Raw genomic sequence first — 19,395 nt, 5'->3', positions numbered from 1 at the left:
GAGCGTACTTAACGTAAAACAGCCAAAACAGGATTTAATTATGTTAGAGATAAAAAATTTACGTGCCCGGATTGTTGGGACCGATACAGAAGTTATTCGCGGTTTAAATTTGACGATTCAAGATGGTGAAGTTGCTGCGATCATGGGACAAAATGGAGCTGGAAAATCGACTTTGTCTTATTTGCTTGCTGGTCGTGATGATTATGAAGTGATAGAAGGTGATATTTTTTATAATGGACAATCCATTTTAGATATGGATCCAGCAGAACGTGCGGCATATGGTATTTTTCTTGCATTTCAATATCCAATGGAAATACCTGGAGTAGCAACGATGGAGTTTTTAAAAGTTGCGATGAATTCTCAACGCAAGGTGCGTGGTGATGAAGAGCTTAAAATTCCTGAATTTATAAAATATGTTAAAGAGATTTCTTCAAAACTTGAAATAGATATGAACATGCTAAAGCGTCCATTAAATGTAGGTTTTTCAGGTGGAGAAAAAAAAAGAGCTGAAATTCTACAAATGGCGCTTCTTGAACCTAAACTTTGTGTTTTAGACGAAACAGATTCTGGTCTAGATATTGATGCGTTAAAAATTGTTGCAGATGGTGTTAATAAACTTCGGGATTCGAAGCGTTCATTCTTGGTTATTACTCATTATCAACGCCTGCTTAATTATATTATCCCTGATACGGTACATGTTCTTTATAAAGGACGCATTATTAAAAGCGGCGATAAATCGTTAGCACTTTATTTAGAACAAAATGGATATGCTGATATTATCCATGAAGCGGCTTGAGGTCATTGAATATGAGCGTGAACGCACAGCAAGAATTGTTAGAGGTTGAAAAAGATATACTCAATAATTTCAACCAATTTATAAGCAATTTACCCGGCGATAGGGCGGTGCGGGCAGTCCGTAAGAAAGCTATTGAATTGTTTCAAAATACTCAGCTTCCTTCACGTAAAATCGAAAGTTGGCACTATACGAATCTTCGCACGTTATTGAAATCTGTTAGTAATTTTTCAGAAGTAAATGATGGGAAATTTGTTGATCCCTTATTTCCAGAAGGAATTGTTTTTTCTATTAAGAACGGAAAAACATCTACAGCGTCAAACATGAAAAGTATTACAGTAGAACGTCTTGCAGATGCATTAAAAGAAAATTCTGTAAAGATAGATCAAATTATTTCTAATGAAGATTTTATTGGACAATTAAATACAGCTTTTGTTACGGATGGTTGGCTTTTTCACATTCCTGAAAATACGAAGTTAACTGTTCCCATCGAATTACAAAATATTCAAATGGGTGGGCAATCCCATATTTTTTCAGACATAAAAATTGATAAAAACAGTCAAGCTGTGTTTGTTGAACATCAGATTGGCAATGATAAAGATACCTTTGTCAGTTCGATATTTTCTTTAGACATTGCGGCTTATAGTGATATTACATGGATAATTATTCGAAATCGTGGTTTCAGTTCTACACAGTTTGGGAGATTTCGTGCGGTTCTTGGCCAAGGAGCTAAATTATCGCTTTATGTGATTAATATAGGTAGTCAACTTAATCGACACGAAATTGATATTGAATTACAGGGAGAAGAGGCTGATTTTCAATTACGAGCAATAAATTTGCTATCTGGGCAAACGCATAGCGATCTTACAATGAACGTTCGTCATGTTGAAGAAAAATCAACCTCAACCGAAATTATACGCAATGTGGTTACGGATAAAGCAGTTGGTGTTTTTCAAGGAATAATACGCGTTGCTCAAAAAGCGCAAAAAACAGATGCGCGCATGGCTTGTAATAGTCTTATTCTTTCAGAAGATGCAGAATTTAATGCAAAACCTGAATTAGAAATTTTTGCTGATGATGTGGCATGTGGTCATGGTGCGACAGTTGCCAACATTAATCATGATCATCTCTTTTATCTCATGGCGCGCGGTATTCCTTTTAAAGCAGCTTGTGCACTTTTAATTAAAGGATTTGTCTTCGAGCTTATTGAAGACATTAAGCAGGATAATATTCAAACTATTTTGGAAAATATTATTAGTACGTGGTTAGAAAAAAATGTTTAAGGTACAAAATGGGAAATAACGTACAAACATTAAATTATGATGTAGAAGCAATTCGGCATGATTTTCCTCTTTTGCACCATAGTGTTTATGGTAAGCGATTGGCTTATCTTGATAGTGGTGCATCTGCTCAAAAGCCGCAAGCTGTGCTTGATGCGATGAATAATTTCTATCAATCTCGTTATGCAAATGTGCATCGAGGAATACATTTTTTATCGAATGCGGCAACACAATCTTATGAAAATGCGCGCGAAACAGTTCGTGCTTTTTTAAATGCTCAAACCGTGAAAGAAATTGTTTTTACGAAAAGTGCGACAGAAGCTATTAACACCGTTGCTTATGGTTGGGGGATGTCAAAATTAAATAAAGGTGATGAAATTGTTCTCACTATTATGGAACATCATTCCAATATTATTCCTTGGCATTTTATTCGTGAACAAAAAGGTGTTAAACTTGTGTTTGTACCAGTGGATGAGAATGGTATCTTACATATTGAAGATTTTACAAAGGCTTTAACTGATAGAACGAAGCTTGTTGCTATTACGCATATGTCCAATATATTGGGAACTATTACTCCTGTTAAAGAAATTGTTAAGATAGCACACCAAAATGGTATTCCTGTTCTTGTTGATGGTTCTCAGGCTGCTGTACATTTAACAGTTGATGTGCAAAACCTTGATTGTGACTGGTACGTCTTTACGGGACATAAGCTTTATGGTCCTACAGGTATTGGCGTTCTTTATGGTAAAGAATATAGGCTAGAGGAAATGCATCCTTTTCAAGGGGGAGGGGAAATGATTGAGGATGTAACTATTGATAAGGTTTTTTATAATGCTCCCCCCTATCGCTTTGAAGCGGGCACTCCTCCCATAGCTGAAGCCATTGGATTAGCTGCTGCTATTGATTATATACAGAAAAAAGATAGAAATGCTATTCATGCACATGAAACAGCACTTTTATCCTATGCACATGAAAGACTTGAAACGGTTAAATCATTGTGTATTTACGGCCGTTCTCCTCATAAAGGCACTATTATATCTTTTGAAATAAAAGGCATTCATGCGCATGATATCGCTATGTTTATTGATAGGCAGGGTGTTGCTATACGTGCAGGAACGCATTGTGCACAACCTTTATTACAACATTTTGGTTTAATATCTGCTTGTCGTGCATCATTAGCCATGTATAGTAATCATGAAGACATTGACCAGTTAGTCGAAGCATTAGAAAAAGCAAGGACATTTTTTAATGGCTAAATCAATTGAAGAGCATCATTCTACAGAATCTGTTGAAACTGTAAGGGAAAATAAAAAATCTTACATATCAATAATTCCGGCAGATGAAATTGATCGTATGACCAATGATATTATTGCTGCTCTTAAAACAGTTTATGATCCGGAAATTCCTGCTGATATTTATGAGCTAGGATTGATTTATCGTATTGATATTGAAGATGATCGTTCAGTAAAAATTGAAATGACACTCACAGCACCAGGATGTCCCGTTGCAGGTGAAATGCCAGGCTGGGTAGAAAATGCTGTAAGCGCAGTTGAAGGTGTTTCGCATGTTGAAGTCACCATGACTTTTGATCCGCCTTGGACACCTGACTGTATGTCAGAAGAAGCACAAGTTGCTGTAGGATGGTACTAAAGTACTATTCACAAATACGTTATTTATTTTTCATAAGTATTTTTATTTTAGAACGATTATATGCGTTATAATAAACAAAAATTAGAACTCACTTGGATTGGAAAAGAAAGACGTCCAAAACTGGAGCCTCGTATTTTATTGGAAGATCCTGAAAAATCTTATCATGCATCACATCAAGTGTCTGATCAGGATATTTTTGATAATAAACTCATTTTTGGTGACAATTTACTCGCACTCAAAGCGCTTGAACGAGAGTATACAGGCAAAGTAAAATGTGTCTATATCGACCCACCTTATAATACGGGCAATGTTTTTGAGCATTATGAAGATGGTTTAGAACATTCCATATGGCTAAGTCTTATGAGGGATAGGTTAGAGCTGTTACATCATTTACTTGCAGAAGATGGGAGTATCTGGATTAATCTTGATGATAGTGAGTCACATTACGCTAAAGTAATGTGCGATGAAATTTTTGGACGCAAAAATTTCGTTGCAAATGTTATATGGCAAAAAAAACATACACGCTCCAATGATAGCCGATGGCTTAGTGACAACCATGATCATATATTAATTTTTACTAAAAATAAAGATTCTTGGACAAGAAATCTTCTTCCACGCGCTGATAATAATAGCAAAAGTTATACTAATCCCGATAATGATCCCCGTGGGGTTTGGGCATCAGGTCCATGTCATGTTAAAACTCCAAATCTAAAAGATATATATGAAATTATCACGCCATCTGGTCGTAAAGTAATGCCTCCAGCAGGGACGAGCTGGCGTTTTAGTAAGAAAAAAATGAAAGAGCTAATTACAGATAATAGAATTTATTTTGGACAAGACGGTAATAATATACCACGCTATAAACGTTTTAGAACAGAAGTACAAGATGGTTTAGTGCCCATTACGGTTTGGCTAAAAGAAGAAGTAGGACACAATCAAGATGCAAAAAAAGAAGTTAAGCAATTTAACCCTGAGAATGTTTTTTCAACGCCTAAGCCGGAACGGTTGGTAGAACGAATTTTAACTATTTCTACCAATCCTGGTGATCTTGTCTTAGATTCCTTTGCCGGTTCTGGCACTACCGGTGCGGTTGCACATAAAATGGGGCGCAAGTGGATTATGGTTGAACTTGGGGAACATTGCCATACCCACATTATCCCTCGTTTAAAACAAGTAATCGATGGTACTGATCAAGGTGGTATTTCTAAAAATATAAATTGGCAAGGTGGTGGTGGGTTCCGCTATTACCGTCTTGCACCTTCTCTGTTGCAACAAGATCCATGGGGACAATGGATTATTAGTCGCGAATATAATGCTGCCATGCTTTCAGAAGCTATGTGCAAACATATGGGATTTACCTATGCACCTGATGAAAACCATTATTGGATGCAAGGTTATTCAACTGAAACGGATTATATTTATGTAACAACAAATGCAATGACGCATGAACAACTACGTGTTATCAGTGAAGAGGTAGGATCTCAGCGTACTTTGCTTATTTGTTGCTCAGCCTTTGATACGAAGTCAGAATCTTTTGAGAATCTAACACTTACCAAAATACCCCGCGCTGTATTAGAAAAGTGTGAGTGGGGGAGGGATGATTACAGTTTAAATGTAGCGAATCTTGAGCCAATGGCTGTAGTAAAAGAATCCCCAAAAGATAAAGATACCGCGCAAGCAGAATTAGATTTATTTGGATAAAGAGTAAAAAGCGGAGTTTTTCATGAACGCTATTGCAAAAAGGATTTCTGCTCGCTTATCGTTGCGCTATCCTCAACATGAAGCCTTAAATATTTTGGTGCGAATTTTAGATAATATCAAACTTTCTAAAAATGCTGATTTAGTTGCGGATCTGGAAGTGATCAAAAATCTCTATCCTTCTGTACAAGATTTTGAACGCGATTTTCCTTCTTTTTGTTTTGCCTTAGCTACGGGAGTCGGAAAAACACGACTGATGGGTGCTTTTATCAGTTATCTTTATTTAACAGGTCACAGTCGCCATTTTTTTATCTTGGCACCAAATTTGACTATTTATGAAAAATTAAAACAGGATTTTAATCCTCAAAGTCCGAAATATGTATTTAGTGGAATGAGTGAATTTGTTGCAAACAGACCGGTAATTGTTACGGGTGAAGATTATGAAAGTGGTAAAGGAGTCTGCTCTGATGCACAGCAATTTTATGGGCAACAGCGTTTGTTTGAGGATAGGAATACTGCTTTCATCAATATTTTTAATATTTCCAAAATTAACACAACAGATAATAAAAAAGGAGCTATAAAATCCAGTATCCCGCGAATTAAACGCTTGCAAGAAACTATTGGAGAAAGTTATTTCGATTATCTCGCAAATCTTCCTGATTTAGTTTTGTTGATGGATGAAGCGCACCGTTATCGTGCATCTGCGGGCGTTTCGGCCATTAATGAGTTAAAACCTGTTTTAGGCATAGAACTTACAGCGACACCGAAAACAATAGGTACAAAACCAGTAGATTTTAAAAACGTCATTTACGGCTATTCACTTGCAGAGGCTATGAGAGATGGGTTCGTGAAAGAGCCAGCTGTTGCTACACGTAAAGACTTTCAACCGAAAAACTATACGCCCGAACAATTAGAGTATATTAAACTACAAGATGCAATTCATACGCACGAAAAAGTAAAAGCAGATTTAGTTATCTATGCTAGCGATTATAAAAAGAAACTCGTTAAGCCTTTTGTTTTAGTTGTAGCTCAAGATACAGAGCATGCGCAAGAACTACGTAACTTACTAGAGTCAGATGATTTTTTTGCAGGTGCCTATAAGGGAAAGGTTATAGAAATTCATTCAAAACAGTCGAATACAGAAGAAGATAAAAACATTCAAAAACTCATTGCGATTGAGGATCCAAATGAGTCAACGGAAATTGTTATTCATGTTAATAAATTGAAGGAGGGATGGGATGTAACCAATCTTTATACCATCGTGCCGTTGCGTGCATCTGCTTCAGAAATTTTAACTGAGCAAACAATAGGTCGTGGATTGCGTTTGCCTTATGGTCGTAAAACTGGCATAGAAGCTATTGACCGTTTAACAATCATTGCACATGACCGTTTCCAAGATATTATTGATCGTGCCAATGATCCAAACTCAATTATTAAAAAGCATATTGAGATTGGAATGGGGGGTGATATATCATTTGAAAAATCAGATATACTGACAGTACCAAGTCGTGCAGAAATAGAATCTACAAATGCGATGGTAACACGTCATTCCAATATAAACGGAGTATCTGATTTACAAGATGTCATGTTACATAATACGGCCCAATCTATATTCACTCCCGAAGAGAAAAAAATTTCTGATATTGCGTGGAATGTTATTAAAGGATATGAAAATTTACCGAGTTCTCTATCATTTTGCTTCACTGACATACAAGAAAAAATCAGTAACGAAGTTATAACAACCATGCGCGCATCAAAGGATGCTCTTATTTCTGATACCACAAAGGTAGAGGCTGAGGCGTTGGTACCAAAGGTGGTTGCAGACCTAACAAAAAATTTAGCAGAGTTTATAATAGATATTCCTAATATTGTGCTTATTCCCTCTGGTGACGTTACTTATGGCTTTTCTGATTTTGATTTGGAAAATCTAGAAAGTTTAAATTTGCAACCTGTGAGTAAAGAGATTTTAATTAGAGAATTACGCACACATAAAAGCATTTTTCTTACCTCTGAAAATGAGTATCTCAAAGAGCCTCATCTTGAAAATTATATCATTCGTGGTTTAATTGATAATGACTTTATAGATTATGACAACCATACACCATTATTACGAAAATTGGCAGGCCAGTTGGTGCAGCATTTCCAATCTTATTTACCAAATGATGATGCCGTTGAGAATGTTTTGATTCACTACCAGCATCAACTTACTGCTTTTATAGTTGCTCAATTAAAGTCACATCAGTGGGAAACACAGCGGGATTATGAGGTTAGAGTTACAAGAGGGTTTACAACCTTACTGCCTATTCACTACACTCTACCACAAGGCTCATCTCCCGTTGATTTTCGTTGTATTCCTTCTATTAAAAGCGACATTAGAACGCTTGTATTCGGGGGCTTTACAAAATGCTGTTATCCTTTGCAAAAATTTGATTCCGTAGAGGGGGAATTACGGTTTGCCCAAATATTAGAAGATGATATACAAGTATTGAAATGGATGAAACCTGCTCGAGGTTTTTTAAAAATAGAATACGATAAAGGATCAAGCTATGAACCGGACTTTGTTGTAGAAACGAAGGATGCAAAATATCTTTGTGAGCCCAAAAAAGCTTCCGAAATACAAAATTCTATTGTTTTGAAAAAAAGAAACGCAGCAGTTCAATGGTGTTGTCATGCGGCCAATTATGCTATTACTCATGGTGGAAAGCCATGGCATTATGTTCTTATTCCACATGATGCTATTAAGGTAAATAGTAGTTTTGAAGGTTTGTGTGCAGAATTTACCATTTCAAGCGATAGATTAGAGTAAATAATTTTTTTAATTTATGGATGCTAAGATAATATAATTCTTTAATTTTGTTTTATATTTTATCTTTTCAATTTAAATTATTGAAAAATAAAAGAAAAAATAATTCAGTTTATTTCATATAAATATATAATAAACTATTATTGTTCTTTCCCTTGTAAAATCTGTATACAATGGAATAAATGTAAGTAGAGGATAAAATGGATAGTTTTACGTATGACTCTGGATTTAATAAACACTACTTTTAGTTTTTTAAAACAAAACCCGACAAAAAAATTTACAGCCCGAGAAATTGCTCAATGGGTATTCGAAAATTATCCGGAAGCCTGTCATAAAAAGCAAAAGCGTTCAAACGCAACAATCAAGCTTCTTAATAGCGATATGGCTCTTATTCAGCAAATTGTTGCTGAAATAGGAGCTTTACGTCCACAATTGCAAAAACATCATCCCGAAATCAAAACCACTGAAGGGCGTCCACGGCAGTATTATTTCATGCAATCAACAGATAGAGCTGAAATTGATGAAATAGAGAGCATTACGACTTCTAAGATAAATGATTCTGTTAAAGAACATGATCTTTATCCATTATTATCTAAATTTTTATGGTCAGAGCTTGAAGTTTATAGCAAGCGTATTGATGAGAAACGTTCTCGTAATAAGAATGGTGCTGGTGGAAACAAATGGCTGTATCCAGACCTTGTCGGAATGCAAGATTTAAGTTGCGAATGGCATCGCGAAATCAAAGACTGTGCTTTGCAATATTTTGATAAAAAGACAAAACTTTGGTCTTTTGAAGTAAAAATTTTCATCAATCGCTCAAATTTACGACAAGCATTTTTCCAAACAGTTAGCAATTCTTCATGGGCTAATTTTAGTTATCTAGTTGCCAGTGAGATTTCAGGCATTGATACGTTAAAAGAACTTAGAACGCTTTCAAGTTTACATGGAATTGGATTTATAAGACTTGATAAGGAAAACTTTTCCGAGAGCCAAATTATGCTTCCTGCAAAAGAGCGTAATGAAATCGATTGGGATACCGCTAATAGATTATTAGAGGAAAACAAAGATTTCTTTCAATATATTAAACTCATTCGTCAATTCTATCAAACTGGTGAGATTCGCCAATCTGACTGGGGGCATTCCCCATAAGAATCATACTTCAAGGTTTCTATCATTCTCAAAATTTTTAATTCATCTCTGGTCGCTTTTCGCCCACTATTCGCCCACTATTAGCGTAAAAGTTGCTAATTATATTTTGAAAAGTGCTCATTCACATCTCTTGAAAGTAGAAGTTTTACTAACTTTTTTACATATTAGAAATATAAATAAGCCTTTTTATCTTTTTATCTTTTACAAAAATATCAATAGACTTTAAAAACTTCCGATAGGCTTACTCTTCAATAATACCACATGCTAAACGAGCACCACCTCCGCCAAGTGGTAATGGTTTATCGGATTGATTGTCTCCTCCTAAATGAATCATTAAAGAATGCCCTTTAATCTCTGAGAGTTTTTTAATTCGTGGAGCGAGAACACTCATCGTTGAGTGCCCTTTATCATCAACATAAAGCGCCGGTAAATCACCAAAGTGGCCATTAACGTTATAAGGTCCAAGATGTTTGTTAGTATGCTCTGGATCATAATGTCCACCCGCAGCACCACCAATTACACCATCTTTCGTATCACATGAAGGATTTATATGCACATGAAAACCGTGTAAACCTTCTGGCAAGGTGGATAAATTGGGCACAAAAATCAAACCATGTATGTTTTCTTCAATTTCAATTGTGCCAATAGGCTTTTTTGTGTTTTTGTTTTCTAGCTTATAAATCGCAACTTTCATAGATTTTGCTAATACAATGGTATTGTAATTTAGAAACGCTAAGGAAAACAGTATGGGTAAAACAGTCTTATTCATACAAAACATTTTTATTTTAATAACCTTCAATAATTTTATACAGAAACAATGACATATTAAACATTATTTTTCGCTTTCGTCAACTTTTATAAAGAACATTTTGGAGAAAAGTGTGATTAAAAAAAGGCTTTATCAGCTCAAAATAGCTCTCTTTATTCACCTCTAGCACACCCAGAATAATCTGCCTTATCTCACGAATAATGCATTCTATAGATCAATAGTTATATCGCATATATCTTTCTTTAAAGAGATGCTTTTAAAAAAGCAGATTTTTTAAAGGTGTTGTGAGAAAAATTAAATAAGGAGCTCGGATAATTTAGCCAGTAATTCATCCATAATATGACGAAGATTTTATAAAAGTCAGAATATATAACTTAATTGATTATATTTATTTTAGCAAAATATTTCTATTCAAAGCAAAATTAAATAATGCAAATTTTCTACTCATTATGAAATTTATAAGAAAAATAACTATCGTGATGTATATAAATCTCCCATAAAAATACAAAATGTACCAACCAAAACACCCATTATTGAACCTATAATTGCACCAATTATCGTTCCGGTGAAAAGTGCTATACCTATACCTCTTGTGATAATTGGACCAAATCCTGGCAGGGAAATATAACCATAAGCTGCAAGGGCTGCCGCGATTACTCCTGATACACTACCATTTAAACTACCAATAAAAGCGAGTTCTTTAATAGAATGACAGATTTTTTTAAAAAAAGTTTTTTTACAGTTATTAGAAGCAAAATTGCTATAAGCTTTAAAATCAATCATATTTTTTTCTTTCATTTTGTATGCTCACTGTTCCAGAATAATCAACTGATACGAAAAAATAACACTTTTTAAATTCTACTAAAGCGCGCCAAATACCTTTATCATCTAAACGCAATCGTTTAATATTTGTGAAACCATTTTGCATGAGACAGTTTTTAATTTGCGAAGCATTAAATGAATTTTGTCCTGGTTTAGTGATATCTTTGGTGAAGCTATACGTAGAAGCTTGACAATAAGGGGCATAAAAAACTTTACTTATTGAAGCCGTGACGAAAAACGAGAGACATATAATTATCATTAAAAAAATACTTGATTTTAAAATTTTACTTAATCTCATTTTGTCACCATCTCTCGAAACGATACTTTCTTAACCTTTGTATTGCTAACGAGTTCCAAAAACTATTTTATTTTCAATATTATACTTAATAACGCAATTTTTTGAAAATTATGTTAGTTAATTAAAATTGTTTTTTCTTTATTATTTTATAAAAAAGTGACGTGAGTACCTTTTTTAATAATCTTTAGACGTATCTTTAATTATTCTGAAATACAATTTTACAGTACTCATATCATAACTGATATAAAAAGAGACTTATAACGATAAATTTCACGCATATTATTGTCTAAATTCAAGGAGATATGAGTTTCTTATTTAAATTTTATTTTTTCCATATCATATCAATGTTGTTTAGGCGATTTTGTTGGGAGTGTTTGCATAATTTCTTTGAATCCGTAACTAGGATACATTCCCTTTCGCATAAATAAATTACGTAACGGTGAGCAATTACGTAATAATCCAAGCCCAACGCTTCGCATGATATGAACAGGCAGCATATTAGAAAGGAGAGCAAAGTTGAGCATATGAACAGCCCCACTCCGGATCAATATATCAGATTTGCGATATTTGTTATAATATGCAACAATTGTTTCAGAGTTAGAACCAGATATTTGATTGGGTAAAATATCAACCAAAGTTTGAACATCACGAAACCCTAAATTTAATCCTTGTGCCCCAATAGGAGGGAAGACATGGGCTGCTTCACCCACTAAAATCGTTCGGTTTGCAGCAAAACGATGTGAAATAAGTCCTGAAAGCGGCCATGCTTGAATTGGTGTTTCTAGTGTTAGCTTTCCAAGCATTGACTGCATCTGTTCTTCGATAATTTTTGCAACTACTTTTGAATCTATATTCAATAATTCTTCAGCACGAGGAGGATTAACAACCCATACAAGACTGGATCTATGTCCTGTTAGAGGAACCTGTGTAAATGGACCATTTTCTGTATGAAATTCAGTTGACGTATTTTGATGAGAAAAGTCATGAGAAAAATTAAGAACGAGAGCTATTTGCGAATAATCCCACTGTTTGACACCTATTCCAGCTGCTGCTCGTGTTAGAGAATGACGTCCATCAGCAGCAATAACAAGCGAAGTTTGAATAACACTGCCATCTGCAAGAGTAACAGATATATGGCTCTTTTGGTGATGAAAAGATTTTGCCGAAGAAACAAATCTTGTAATATTGGGCGTATGCGTAACAGAACGGACTAAAGCATTGTTTAACTCTATATTAGGGATATTATAACCGAAAGCTTCCTCACCAATTTCAGCAGAAGAAAAATTCACAGTAGGAGCACGTACAATCCTAGAGGTTATATCTATGATTCTAATAAAAGACAAAGCTGCTGCATGATTTTTAATAATATTCCAAATATTGAGGTTTTGAAGGACACGTATTGCTGGCATCATAAGAGCGGTTGTCCGTAACTCATTTGCGCGAGAAGGTGGACCAATAAGACAAACAGAGTAACCCCTATCTGCAAGACTAAGCGCCGCTAACATGCCGACTGGACCTGCACCAATGATAGCAATATCCTTACACTCATTTTTTTCAAATGTCACAACTAGTTAAGCCTTTTTCCATTTACCAAATATTTTAACATCTCTAAATGAACAACCCCTTTTTATTATATAAAGCCATTCTATTATATTATGTAATAAATAATGTAGTGTAAAAAAATAACCTTTTTATGATGAATCATACTATAAGATAAATGGCGTGTCGGTAGATGAACAAAAAATTTAGAAACGAGGATAAGAAAACTTTGAAACGTAAGCTAACAAAAAAAATCAAAACAAATACTGATCTATTGCGCCATAAAAAAGTAACGATGCCACAAGCAAAAGCCTTTTCTGTCCATTTACTCACAGCCTCTGGTTCATTTTTAGCATTTCTTTCTCTTATATCTGCGTCTCAAAAAGAATGGACTGCTATGTTTTGTTGGCTTGGGCTTGCACTTCTCGTTGATGGTATCGACGGGCCAATTGCGCGCAAACTTGATGTTAAATACATACTTCCAACATGGTCTGGAGAACTCTTAGATAATATCATTGATTATGTAACTTATGTTTTAATTCCAGCTTTTGCGCTTTATCAAAGTGGTTTGATAGGTTCAGGATTGTCATTTTTATTGAGTGCTATTATTGTCATTTCATCAGCTATTTATTATGCAGATACCGGAATGAAAACCAAAGAAAACTTTTTTAAAGGGTTTCCTGTAGTTTGGAATATGATGGTTTTCACGCTTTTTGTAGTAAATCCAGGAGAGTGGATTACTTTTACCATTATTGTCTTATCAGCAGTTATATCTTTTTTACCAATTTATTTCATCCATCCAGTAAGAGTCATCCGTTTACGGTGGCTTAATTTTCCAATTTTTCTCTTATGGTGTTCTTTTGGTGTTGTTGCCTTCTTTTATCAGCTTAATGCTCCATATTGGGTTAAGATAGGGATCTCAGTAACAGGTATTTATATGTATTGTATTGGTGCTGCCATGCAACTATTTCCCCAATTTGGAGCAAAAAAGCATAATGAAACAATAAGATAATAGATATTTAAAGACGGGGATAAAATGCAAATTGATTTTGGAGCAGGTGATGATATCTCTTTTACAAAAGAGGGATACGCTGGTATTATAAAGCTCACACGCCCTTCAGCATTAAACGCTCTTAATCAACGAATGGTTTTTGCTTTAAAGAAAGCTCTTAGTACATGGGAAACGGATGAAAATGTTTCTTGCGTCTTAGTTGAAGGGGAAGGGCGCGCTTTTTGTGCTGGTGGAGATGTTGTAGAAATCTACCGTATGAGAAACAAACCCTCTTCTTACCAATATTTCAGTGATGAATATAGCTTAAATGCTTATATTAAACGGTTTCCAAAACCTTACATTTCTTTCTTGAACGGTATTTGGATGGGAGGAGGGGTAGGTATTTCTATATACGGTTCACACCGAATTGTTACAGAAAATACACTCTTTGCTATGCCAGAAGGTGCTATTGGATTTTTTCCAGATATTGGTGCGAGTTTTTTCTTACCATCTCTTTCCGATCACTTTGGCATTTATCTTGCACTGACCGGCGCATGCATAAAATGGGGAGATTGTTTAAACTTAGGGCTAGCAACACATGCTGTTCCTGAAGTTGAATTAGAATGCATTAAAAGAGCTATTATTAAGCAAGGAAATCCTAAATTAGCATTAAAAGAGCGATCGATAACAAGAAAAAATGAAACAAGCCATGAAATACGTTGTGTTATCAACGATTGTTTTAGTGCCAATACGTTAGAGGAATGTATTGAATTGCTTCATAAAAAAAGCAGTGTAAATGGCATCTTATTTGCTAAAAAATGTTATGATATTTTGCAATCACGTTCTCCGACAAGTTTAAAAATTATCTGGAGACAAATGAAACAAAATTCTTTTCAAACTTTGGAAGATTGTATGAAAATTGAAAATCGTATTGCACATCATATGATTACTTCACATGATTTTTATGAAGGAGTGCGTGCAATGTTAATTGATAAAGATAAAACACCTAAATGGCAACCAGACAAACTTTCAAATGTAACGGATGAAATGATAGATGCCTATTTCCAACCTGTTGAAAAAGAATTACTATTTTGAAAAATAATCCTAAAAAAAAGATTTCAAAAATCAATTTAGTTTATAATTGTTATTTGCGATTTTTAGCATTCATTTGCTTAAGTTTAAGTGCTTTTTATTGGATACGTCTTGTTGGTGTATTTCCAGGAGTTTTATGGCGTTTTGATCTTATGCCGTGGCAGTGGCAGTTTTTATCAATCACATTGGCTATTGTTTATCCTATAGCATTAATTGGACTTTGGATGTATTCACCATGGGGAATCGTTTTATGGTGCATTGCAGTATTTACTGAAACACTAGCGATTTATTATTCCAATTCTCTCTATCAACTATTTATACCACTATTTCATGGAATATTATTCTTAGCTTTTATAATACTACAAATTACAATGATCTTTTTAAAAAGGAATTATACAAAAGATTCTTAGAATAAATGCGTTTAAGTTTTCGGGCCAGAATAACTGGCCCGATTTTCAATCTAAAGGTCGTAAAGTTTTCTTAAATAAAAGGTACCCACCACAAATCCCAAGGGCTGGTAGCTTTTGAACAAAATATCCATAGTAATGTTGAGATTGTTCCCCAGAGTGCCATTGCCATTAATATATCCTTTCTATTTATAAAAGTTCCATAATATATATTATGCGACAAATAATGATGTAGAGTAAAAAATAGAGGGGTTTGTTCAAAACAGAGCGCACCCTAATTTAGACACATTAATCGTATTTATATCGCATATTCCACTTTTTAAACAAAATTATGTCAAAAATTTGTCAATTAAACAGTATATATATATTTAAGAAATTTGGCTTTAAGTAATATTACTTAAAGCCAAAAAGAGTAAATAATAAAATATAAATATAAAAAAACTATTGTGATAATTTACAACGTTTCATATGTGCTAAATCACTCAAAACAGTATTACGGTTATTTAAAGCCGAAATTTCATTGCTTTCACTTGACTTTACATCCAGAAAAAACAAGGCAGGAACAAATACAACACTTGCTGCAGTTAAGGCTACATTTTTATTTCTTGCTCTAGAACGTTCTGCTATTGTAGCGTCAATCTGGCGTTTATTAGCCCAAAACTCCCGTTGAATATCGGCGCAACTCATTGCTCCATCGTGTAATGTTGTAACTGAAATATTTTTTTCTAAACGCCCCCCACATGCTGATAAAGAGACCGTTAAAACCACAACACATATTGCCCGCTTAAAACACTTATACATAAAACCTCACTTTTGACATAAAAACGTCACAACTAAGCCAAAATTGGTGCAAAATAAAGACTAGAACTTTAAAGAATATTTTAGTTAACAGGAAATATTGTTTTTTTAGATTTGTACATCTGTTTCAAAAACAAGTCCTTGATGTGCAGGCTCAACATATGGTGGGACATAATTTACAACTTTATTGTAATCAAGTGATCTATCCATATGTGTGAGTATAGCTTTTTGAGGTTTTAAATATTTTATCCATTGTAATGCTTGATCAACAGAAAGATGACTTGGGTGAGATTCAAATTGCAGAGCCTCAATAATTAAAACATCCAAATTCATTAATTTTGATAACGTTTTTTCAGGAAATTTACTAACATCTGTACAGTAAGCAACATTACCAATACGAAAACCTAAAGAGTGAATATTACCGTGAAATTGTAAATGTGTATTGATAGTTATTGCTCCTCCCTGCCCTTGAATTATAAATTGGCTATCTTCATTGATAGTATGCGCTTTTAAAATGGGTTGATAAGATGAACCTTTTGCCTTTTGAAAACAATATCCGAATGCATTTTTCAAATGCTCTAGTGTAAACGCATCTGCATAAATATCTATTAAACATTTTTGAGCAAGTGCATAACTGCGTAAATCATCAATACCATGAATATGATCTGCGTGAGAATGCGTATAAAGGGCGGCATTAAGATGATTTACGCGGGCATCGATCATTTGTGATCGAAAATCTGGACCAGTATCTATAACGACGGTTGTTTTTTTCCCTGATGCATGAATGCGTTCGACTAATAAAGAACTTCTGTAGCGTTTATTTTTAGGATTATTAGGATCACAAGCTCCCCAATCACCATTAGGGCGTGGAACTCCTGGAGAGGAACCACAGCCTAATATTGTAAATCGATACCGATCAAACATGGCTTTTGACTCATTTCATTTTACTAAATAAATGAAAAGCATTGCGTGTTGTTATCTGAGCTATTTCCTCAATACTTAAACCAATTGTTTCAGCCAAAGTAGCAGCTGTATAACGTACAAAAGATGGTTCATTTCTTTTACCTCGATGAGGTACTGGTGCTAAAAATGGTGCATCCGTTTCCACCAATAAATGCTCATGAGGTACAATTTTTGCTATTTCACGGATTTCAAACGCATTTTTAAAAGTAAGAATACCTGAAAAGGAAATATAACCACCAAGTTCAATACCAGCATGAGCAAGTTGCATCCCAGACGAATAACAGTGAAGTACAAATGGAAAAGCCCCTTCTTTTATCTGTTCGCGTAATATTTGCTCCATATCTCCATCTGCATTGCGTGAATGTATAACAAGAGGTAGCTGCGTTTCTCTAGAAGCGATAATATGTTCGTGGAAAATTTTTTTTTGCTCTTTTGGTGAAGAATAATCATAATGATAATCGAGCCCCACTTCCCCAAACGCAACAATCTTGGGATGCTTAGAAAGATTGATAAGACTTTCAGCTGTAATATTTTGTTCTTCATGGGCATTATTGGGATGGGTACCAATGGAACAAAATACTTGATTATAGGCTTGTGTAATTGCTAAAAGCTTATCCAACTTACGAACATGTGTTGAAATCGTTATCATACGTTTAACATTAGCATCTAAAGCCCGTTGGATGACATCATTAAAATCTTGCGCAAAATCCTCAAAATCAAGATGACAGTGTGTATCAATCAACATGATGAATATCGTCTTTCTTCAAGATATAACGGGGAAAGATTGGCTCTGGTGTCGGAAGATCAAGACCTTCTTGAATTTTTGAATGGTTTATATGATGCAATAACCTATCGTCTTTAGCAATAGCGAGGCTGTCAAGAAGCTTGTCTGCTGATTGTGGGATGAAAGGCAACAGCATAATTCCTATTCGTCGCAAGATTTCTACAGTTATATAAAGAACTGTAGAAAATCTTTCTGGATTATTTTTCCGTAAACTCCAAGGTTGTTCGTTGGCAAAATAGCGATTTGCATCTGCTACAACTGAAAAAATAGCTGAAAGTGCTAAATGCACCCCATGACAAGACATAGCTTGGCGTATAGTCTCAAGTGCTTGAAGAGATTGTTTTAAAAGCTGTTCATCTTGATCTAAGAATGCAGCTGGTATAGGAATTTTTGCATCGCAATTTTTGGCAATCATAGACAAAGAGCGCTGCGCTAAATTACCAAGATCATTCGCAAGATCGGCATTAATGCGATTCACAAAACTATCATGGCTATAACTGCCATCTTGTCCGAATGGTACTTCACGAAGAAGAAAATAACGGAGTTGATCAAGACCATAGTGATTGACCATTTCAAAAGGATCAATGACGTTTCCAATGGACTTTGACATTTTTGTACCACGATTGAGTAAAAAACCATGAGCAAAAATATGCTTAGGCAATTCAATTCCAGCAGACATTAAAAATGCTGGCCAATAAACTGCATGAAAACGAATAATATCTTTACCAATGATATGAGTGTTTGCAGGCCAAAAATTACGTTTTTTTGAACTCTCATCGAAAAAGCCAATTGCTGACAAATAATTTGTCAGTGCATCAACCCAAACGTACATTACGTGTTTTGGATTACTTGGAACAGTAACACCCCAATTAAAATTTGTTCGTGAAATAGAAATATCTTTTAAACCTGATTTGATAAAACTTATAACTTCATTACGTCGTTCGAGTGGTGCAATAAAATCAAAATGTTTTTCATAATATTCAAGAAGGGCTTTTTCATAACGGGAAAGTCTAAAAAAATAACTCTCTTCTTCGTTCCATTCAACCGGAGAGCCTAATTCCTTTTCACGACGGATGTTATCTTCTCCAACCTCTGTATCCTTCTCTTCATAATACGCTTCCTGACGAACCGAATACCAGCCCGTATAACGGCCAAGATAAATATCGCCATTCGCTTCCATTTTTTTCCAGATTTCTTGACAAGCTTGATAATGGCGATCTTCTGTTGTACGAATAAAATCATCGTTAGAACAATTTAATACTACAAGCATTTTTTGAAACACAGCGCTATTACGATCCGCAAGTTGCTTAGGAGTCATTCCCAATGATTCTGCTGTCTGTTGCATCTTTAAACCGTGTTCATCCGTACCAGAGAGAAAAAATACATCTTTGCCATCTAATCGTTGAAAACGAGCCAAAGCATCACTTGCAATTGCACTATAGGCATGTCCAATATGTGGAGTACCATTAGGATAAAAGATTGGAGTTGTTATATAATATATATCACGCATGTCATACTCGTTGTAAAACGCAATCAAAGATTACAAATGGCATAACGTC

General features: G+C 34.8%; 18 protein-coding genes. 10 read left to right on the top strand and 8 right to left on the bottom strand.

The features are described from left to right. Window positions 1–40: 40 nt before the first annotated feature. From sufC to LBE40_RS03595, 7 genes are all read left to right on the top strand, one after another. Complete coding sequence (gene sufC, locus LBE40_RS03625) at window positions 41–796, top strand: Fe-S cluster assembly ATPase SufC (protein WP_004859995.1); 756 nt, start codon at window positions 41–43, stop codon at window positions 794–796. 11 nt (window positions 797–807) lie between these two features. Further along, window positions 808–2,076, top strand: coding sequence for a Fe-S cluster assembly protein SufD (gene sufD, locus LBE40_RS03620; RefSeq protein ID WP_004859993.1), 1,269 nt, complete (start codon window positions 808–810; stop codon window positions 2,074–2,076). Between the two features lie 8 nt (window positions 2,077–2,084). Beyond that, window positions 2,085–3,329, top strand: a complete 1,245-nt coding sequence (locus LBE40_RS03615; protein WP_004859992.1) for an aminotransferase class V-fold PLP-dependent enzyme — start codon at window positions 2,085–2,087, stop codon at window positions 3,327–3,329. Further along, window positions 3,322–3,723: an SUF system Fe-S cluster assembly protein gene (locus LBE40_RS03610; protein ID WP_004859990.1), complete on the top strand. Its 402-nt coding sequence runs from the start codon at window positions 3,322–3,324 to the stop codon at window positions 3,721–3,723. The genes LBE40_RS03615 and LBE40_RS03610 overlap by 8 nt, the downstream gene beginning before the upstream one ends. A gap of 60 nt (window positions 3,724–3,783) precedes the next feature. Continuing rightward, complete coding sequence (locus LBE40_RS03605) at window positions 3,784–5,424, top strand: site-specific DNA-methyltransferase (protein ID WP_004859989.1); 1,641 nt, start codon at window positions 3,784–3,786, stop codon at window positions 5,422–5,424. Window positions 5,425–5,446: 22 nt separating this feature from the next. Beyond that, window positions 5,447–8,227, top strand: coding sequence for a DEAD/DEAH box helicase (locus LBE40_RS03600; protein WP_004859986.1), 2,781 nt, complete (start codon window positions 5,447–5,449; stop codon window positions 8,225–8,227). 213 nt (window positions 8,228–8,440) lie between these two features. After that, complete coding sequence (locus LBE40_RS03595) at window positions 8,441–9,373, top strand: COG2958 family protein (protein ID WP_004859985.1); 933 nt, start codon at window positions 8,441–8,443, stop codon at window positions 9,371–9,373. Window positions 9,374–9,614: 241 nt separating this feature from the next. Here LBE40_RS03595 and sodC read toward each other — a convergent pair whose 3' ends face one another. From sodC to LBE40_RS03575, 4 genes are all read right to left on the bottom strand, one after another. Next, entirely contained in the window at window positions 9,615–10,151 is a 537-nt protein-coding gene (gene sodC / locus LBE40_RS03590; protein ID WP_004859983.1) for a superoxide dismutase family protein, read from the bottom strand. A 462-nt stretch (window positions 10,152–10,613) separates the two neighbouring features. After that, entirely contained in the window at window positions 10,614–10,940 is a 327-nt protein-coding gene (locus LBE40_RS03585; protein ID WP_004859981.1) for a hypothetical protein, read from the bottom strand. After that, on the bottom strand, window positions 10,918–11,262 hold the full coding sequence (locus LBE40_RS03580; protein ID WP_004859980.1) for a hypothetical protein: 345 nt from the start codon (window positions 11,260–11,262) through the stop codon (window positions 10,918–10,920). Before LBE40_RS03580 ends, LBE40_RS03585 begins: the two co-directional genes overlap by 23 nt. Before the next feature lie 341 nt (window positions 11,263–11,603). Then, a complete protein-coding gene (locus LBE40_RS03575) occupies window positions 11,604–12,827 on the bottom strand; it encodes a UbiH/UbiF family hydroxylase (protein ID WP_004859978.1) in 1,224 nt (407 codons plus the stop codon). 167 nt (window positions 12,828–12,994) lie between these two features. Between LBE40_RS03575 and pcsA the strand changes: the two genes are divergently transcribed. The 3 genes from pcsA to LBE40_RS03560 are packed head-to-tail and all read left to right on the top strand — an operon-like array spanning window position 12,995 to window position 15,294. Beyond that, entirely contained in the window at window positions 12,995–13,813 is an 819-nt protein-coding gene (gene pcsA / locus LBE40_RS03570) for a phosphatidylcholine synthase (RefSeq protein WP_004859976.1), read from the top strand. A gap of 24 nt (window positions 13,814–13,837) precedes the next feature. Next, entirely contained in the window at window positions 13,838–14,887 is a 1,050-nt protein-coding gene (locus LBE40_RS03565; RefSeq protein ID WP_004859974.1) for an enoyl-CoA hydratase/isomerase family protein, read from the top strand. Next, the gene (locus tag LBE40_RS03560) at window positions 14,884–15,294 is read left to right on the top strand and encodes a DUF6163 family protein (protein WP_004859973.1); all 411 of its coding nucleotides are present in this window, start codon (window positions 14,884–14,886) and stop codon (window positions 15,292–15,294) included. The genes LBE40_RS03565 and LBE40_RS03560 overlap by 4 nt, the downstream gene beginning before the upstream one ends. A gap of 438 nt (window positions 15,295–15,732) precedes the next feature. Here the strand turns inward: LBE40_RS03560 and LBE40_RS03555 are convergent, their stop codons facing one another. The 4 genes from LBE40_RS03555 to metG form a co-directional block, all read right to left on the bottom strand. Beyond that, entirely contained in the window at window positions 15,733–16,092 is a 360-nt protein-coding gene (locus tag LBE40_RS03555; protein ID WP_004859970.1) for a hypothetical protein, read from the bottom strand. Window positions 16,093–16,197: 105 nt separating this feature from the next. Continuing rightward, a complete protein-coding gene (locus tag LBE40_RS03550; protein WP_004859968.1) occupies window positions 16,198–17,013 on the bottom strand; it encodes an MBL fold metallo-hydrolase in 816 nt (271 codons plus the stop codon). A 10-nt stretch (window positions 17,014–17,023) separates the two neighbouring features. Beyond that, window positions 17,024–17,797, bottom strand: a complete 774-nt coding sequence (locus LBE40_RS03545; protein ID WP_004859965.1) for a TatD family hydrolase — start codon at window positions 17,795–17,797, stop codon at window positions 17,024–17,026. Continuing rightward, complete coding sequence (gene metG, locus LBE40_RS03540; protein WP_004859964.1) at window positions 17,787–19,346, bottom strand: methionine--tRNA ligase; 1,560 nt, start codon at window positions 19,344–19,346, stop codon at window positions 17,787–17,789. Before metG ends, LBE40_RS03545 begins: the two co-directional genes overlap by 11 nt. Window positions 19,347–19,395 lie beyond the last annotated feature (49 nt).

Origin of the sequence: Bartonella taylorii (genome assembly GCF_023920105.1) — a bacterium.
In the GTDB taxonomy this organism is placed as follows: Bacteria; Pseudomonadota; Alphaproteobacteria; order Rhizobiales; family Rhizobiaceae; genus Bartonella; species Bartonella taylorii.
The sequence above is the reverse complement of the archived record's forward strand: the minus strand, read 5'-3'. Positions and strand labels throughout refer to the sequence as shown.

Bases quoted from the DNA above. Each gene is read 5' to 3' on its own strand.
- sufC (WP_004859995.1), top strand. From the start codon at position 41: ATGTTAGAGATAAAAAATTTACGTGCCCGGATTGTTGGGACCGATACA.
- sufD (WP_004859993.1), top strand. From the start codon at position 808: ATGAGCGTGAACGCACAGCAAGAATTGTTAGAGGTTGAAAAAGATATA.
- LBE40_RS03615 (WP_004859992.1), top strand. From the start codon at position 2,085: ATGGGAAATAACGTACAAACATTAAATTATGATGTAGAAGCAATTCGG.
- LBE40_RS03610 (WP_004859990.1), top strand. From the start codon at position 3,322: ATGGCTAAATCAATTGAAGAGCATCATTCTACAGAATCTGTTGAAACT.
- LBE40_RS03605 (WP_004859989.1), top strand. From the start codon at position 3,784: ATGCGTTATAATAAACAAAAATTAGAACTCACTTGGATTGGAAAAGAA.
- LBE40_RS03600 (WP_004859986.1), top strand. From the start codon at position 5,447: ATGAACGCTATTGCAAAAAGGATTTCTGCTCGCTTATCGTTGCGCTAT.
- LBE40_RS03595 (WP_004859985.1), top strand. From the start codon at position 8,441: ATGACTCTGGATTTAATAAACACTACTTTTAGTTTTTTAAAACAAAAC.
- sodC (WP_004859983.1), bottom strand. From the start codon at position 10,151: ATGTTTTGTATGAATAAGACTGTTTTACCCATACTGTTTTCCTTAGCG.
- LBE40_RS03585 (WP_004859981.1), bottom strand. From the start codon at position 10,940: ATGAAAGAAAAAAATATGATTGATTTTAAAGCTTATAGCAATTTTGCT.
- LBE40_RS03580 (WP_004859980.1), bottom strand. From the start codon at position 11,262: ATGAGATTAAGTAAAATTTTAAAATCAAGTATTTTTTTAATGATAATT.
- pcsA (WP_004859976.1), top strand. From the start codon at position 12,995: ATGAACAAAAAATTTAGAAACGAGGATAAGAAAACTTTGAAACGTAAG.
- LBE40_RS03565 (WP_004859974.1), top strand. From the start codon at position 13,838: ATGCAAATTGATTTTGGAGCAGGTGATGATATCTCTTTTACAAAAGAG.
- LBE40_RS03555 (WP_004859970.1), bottom strand. From the start codon at position 16,092: ATGTATAAGTGTTTTAAGCGGGCAATATGTGTTGTGGTTTTAACGGTC.
- LBE40_RS03550 (WP_004859968.1), bottom strand. From the start codon at position 17,013: ATGTTTGATCGGTATCGATTTACAATATTAGGCTGTGGTTCCTCTCCA.
- LBE40_RS03545 (WP_004859965.1), bottom strand. From the start codon at position 17,797: ATGTTGATTGATACACACTGTCATCTTGATTTTGAGGATTTTGCGCAA.
- metG (WP_004859964.1), bottom strand. From the start codon at position 19,346: ATGCGTGATATATATTATATAACAACTCCAATCTTTTATCCTAATGGT.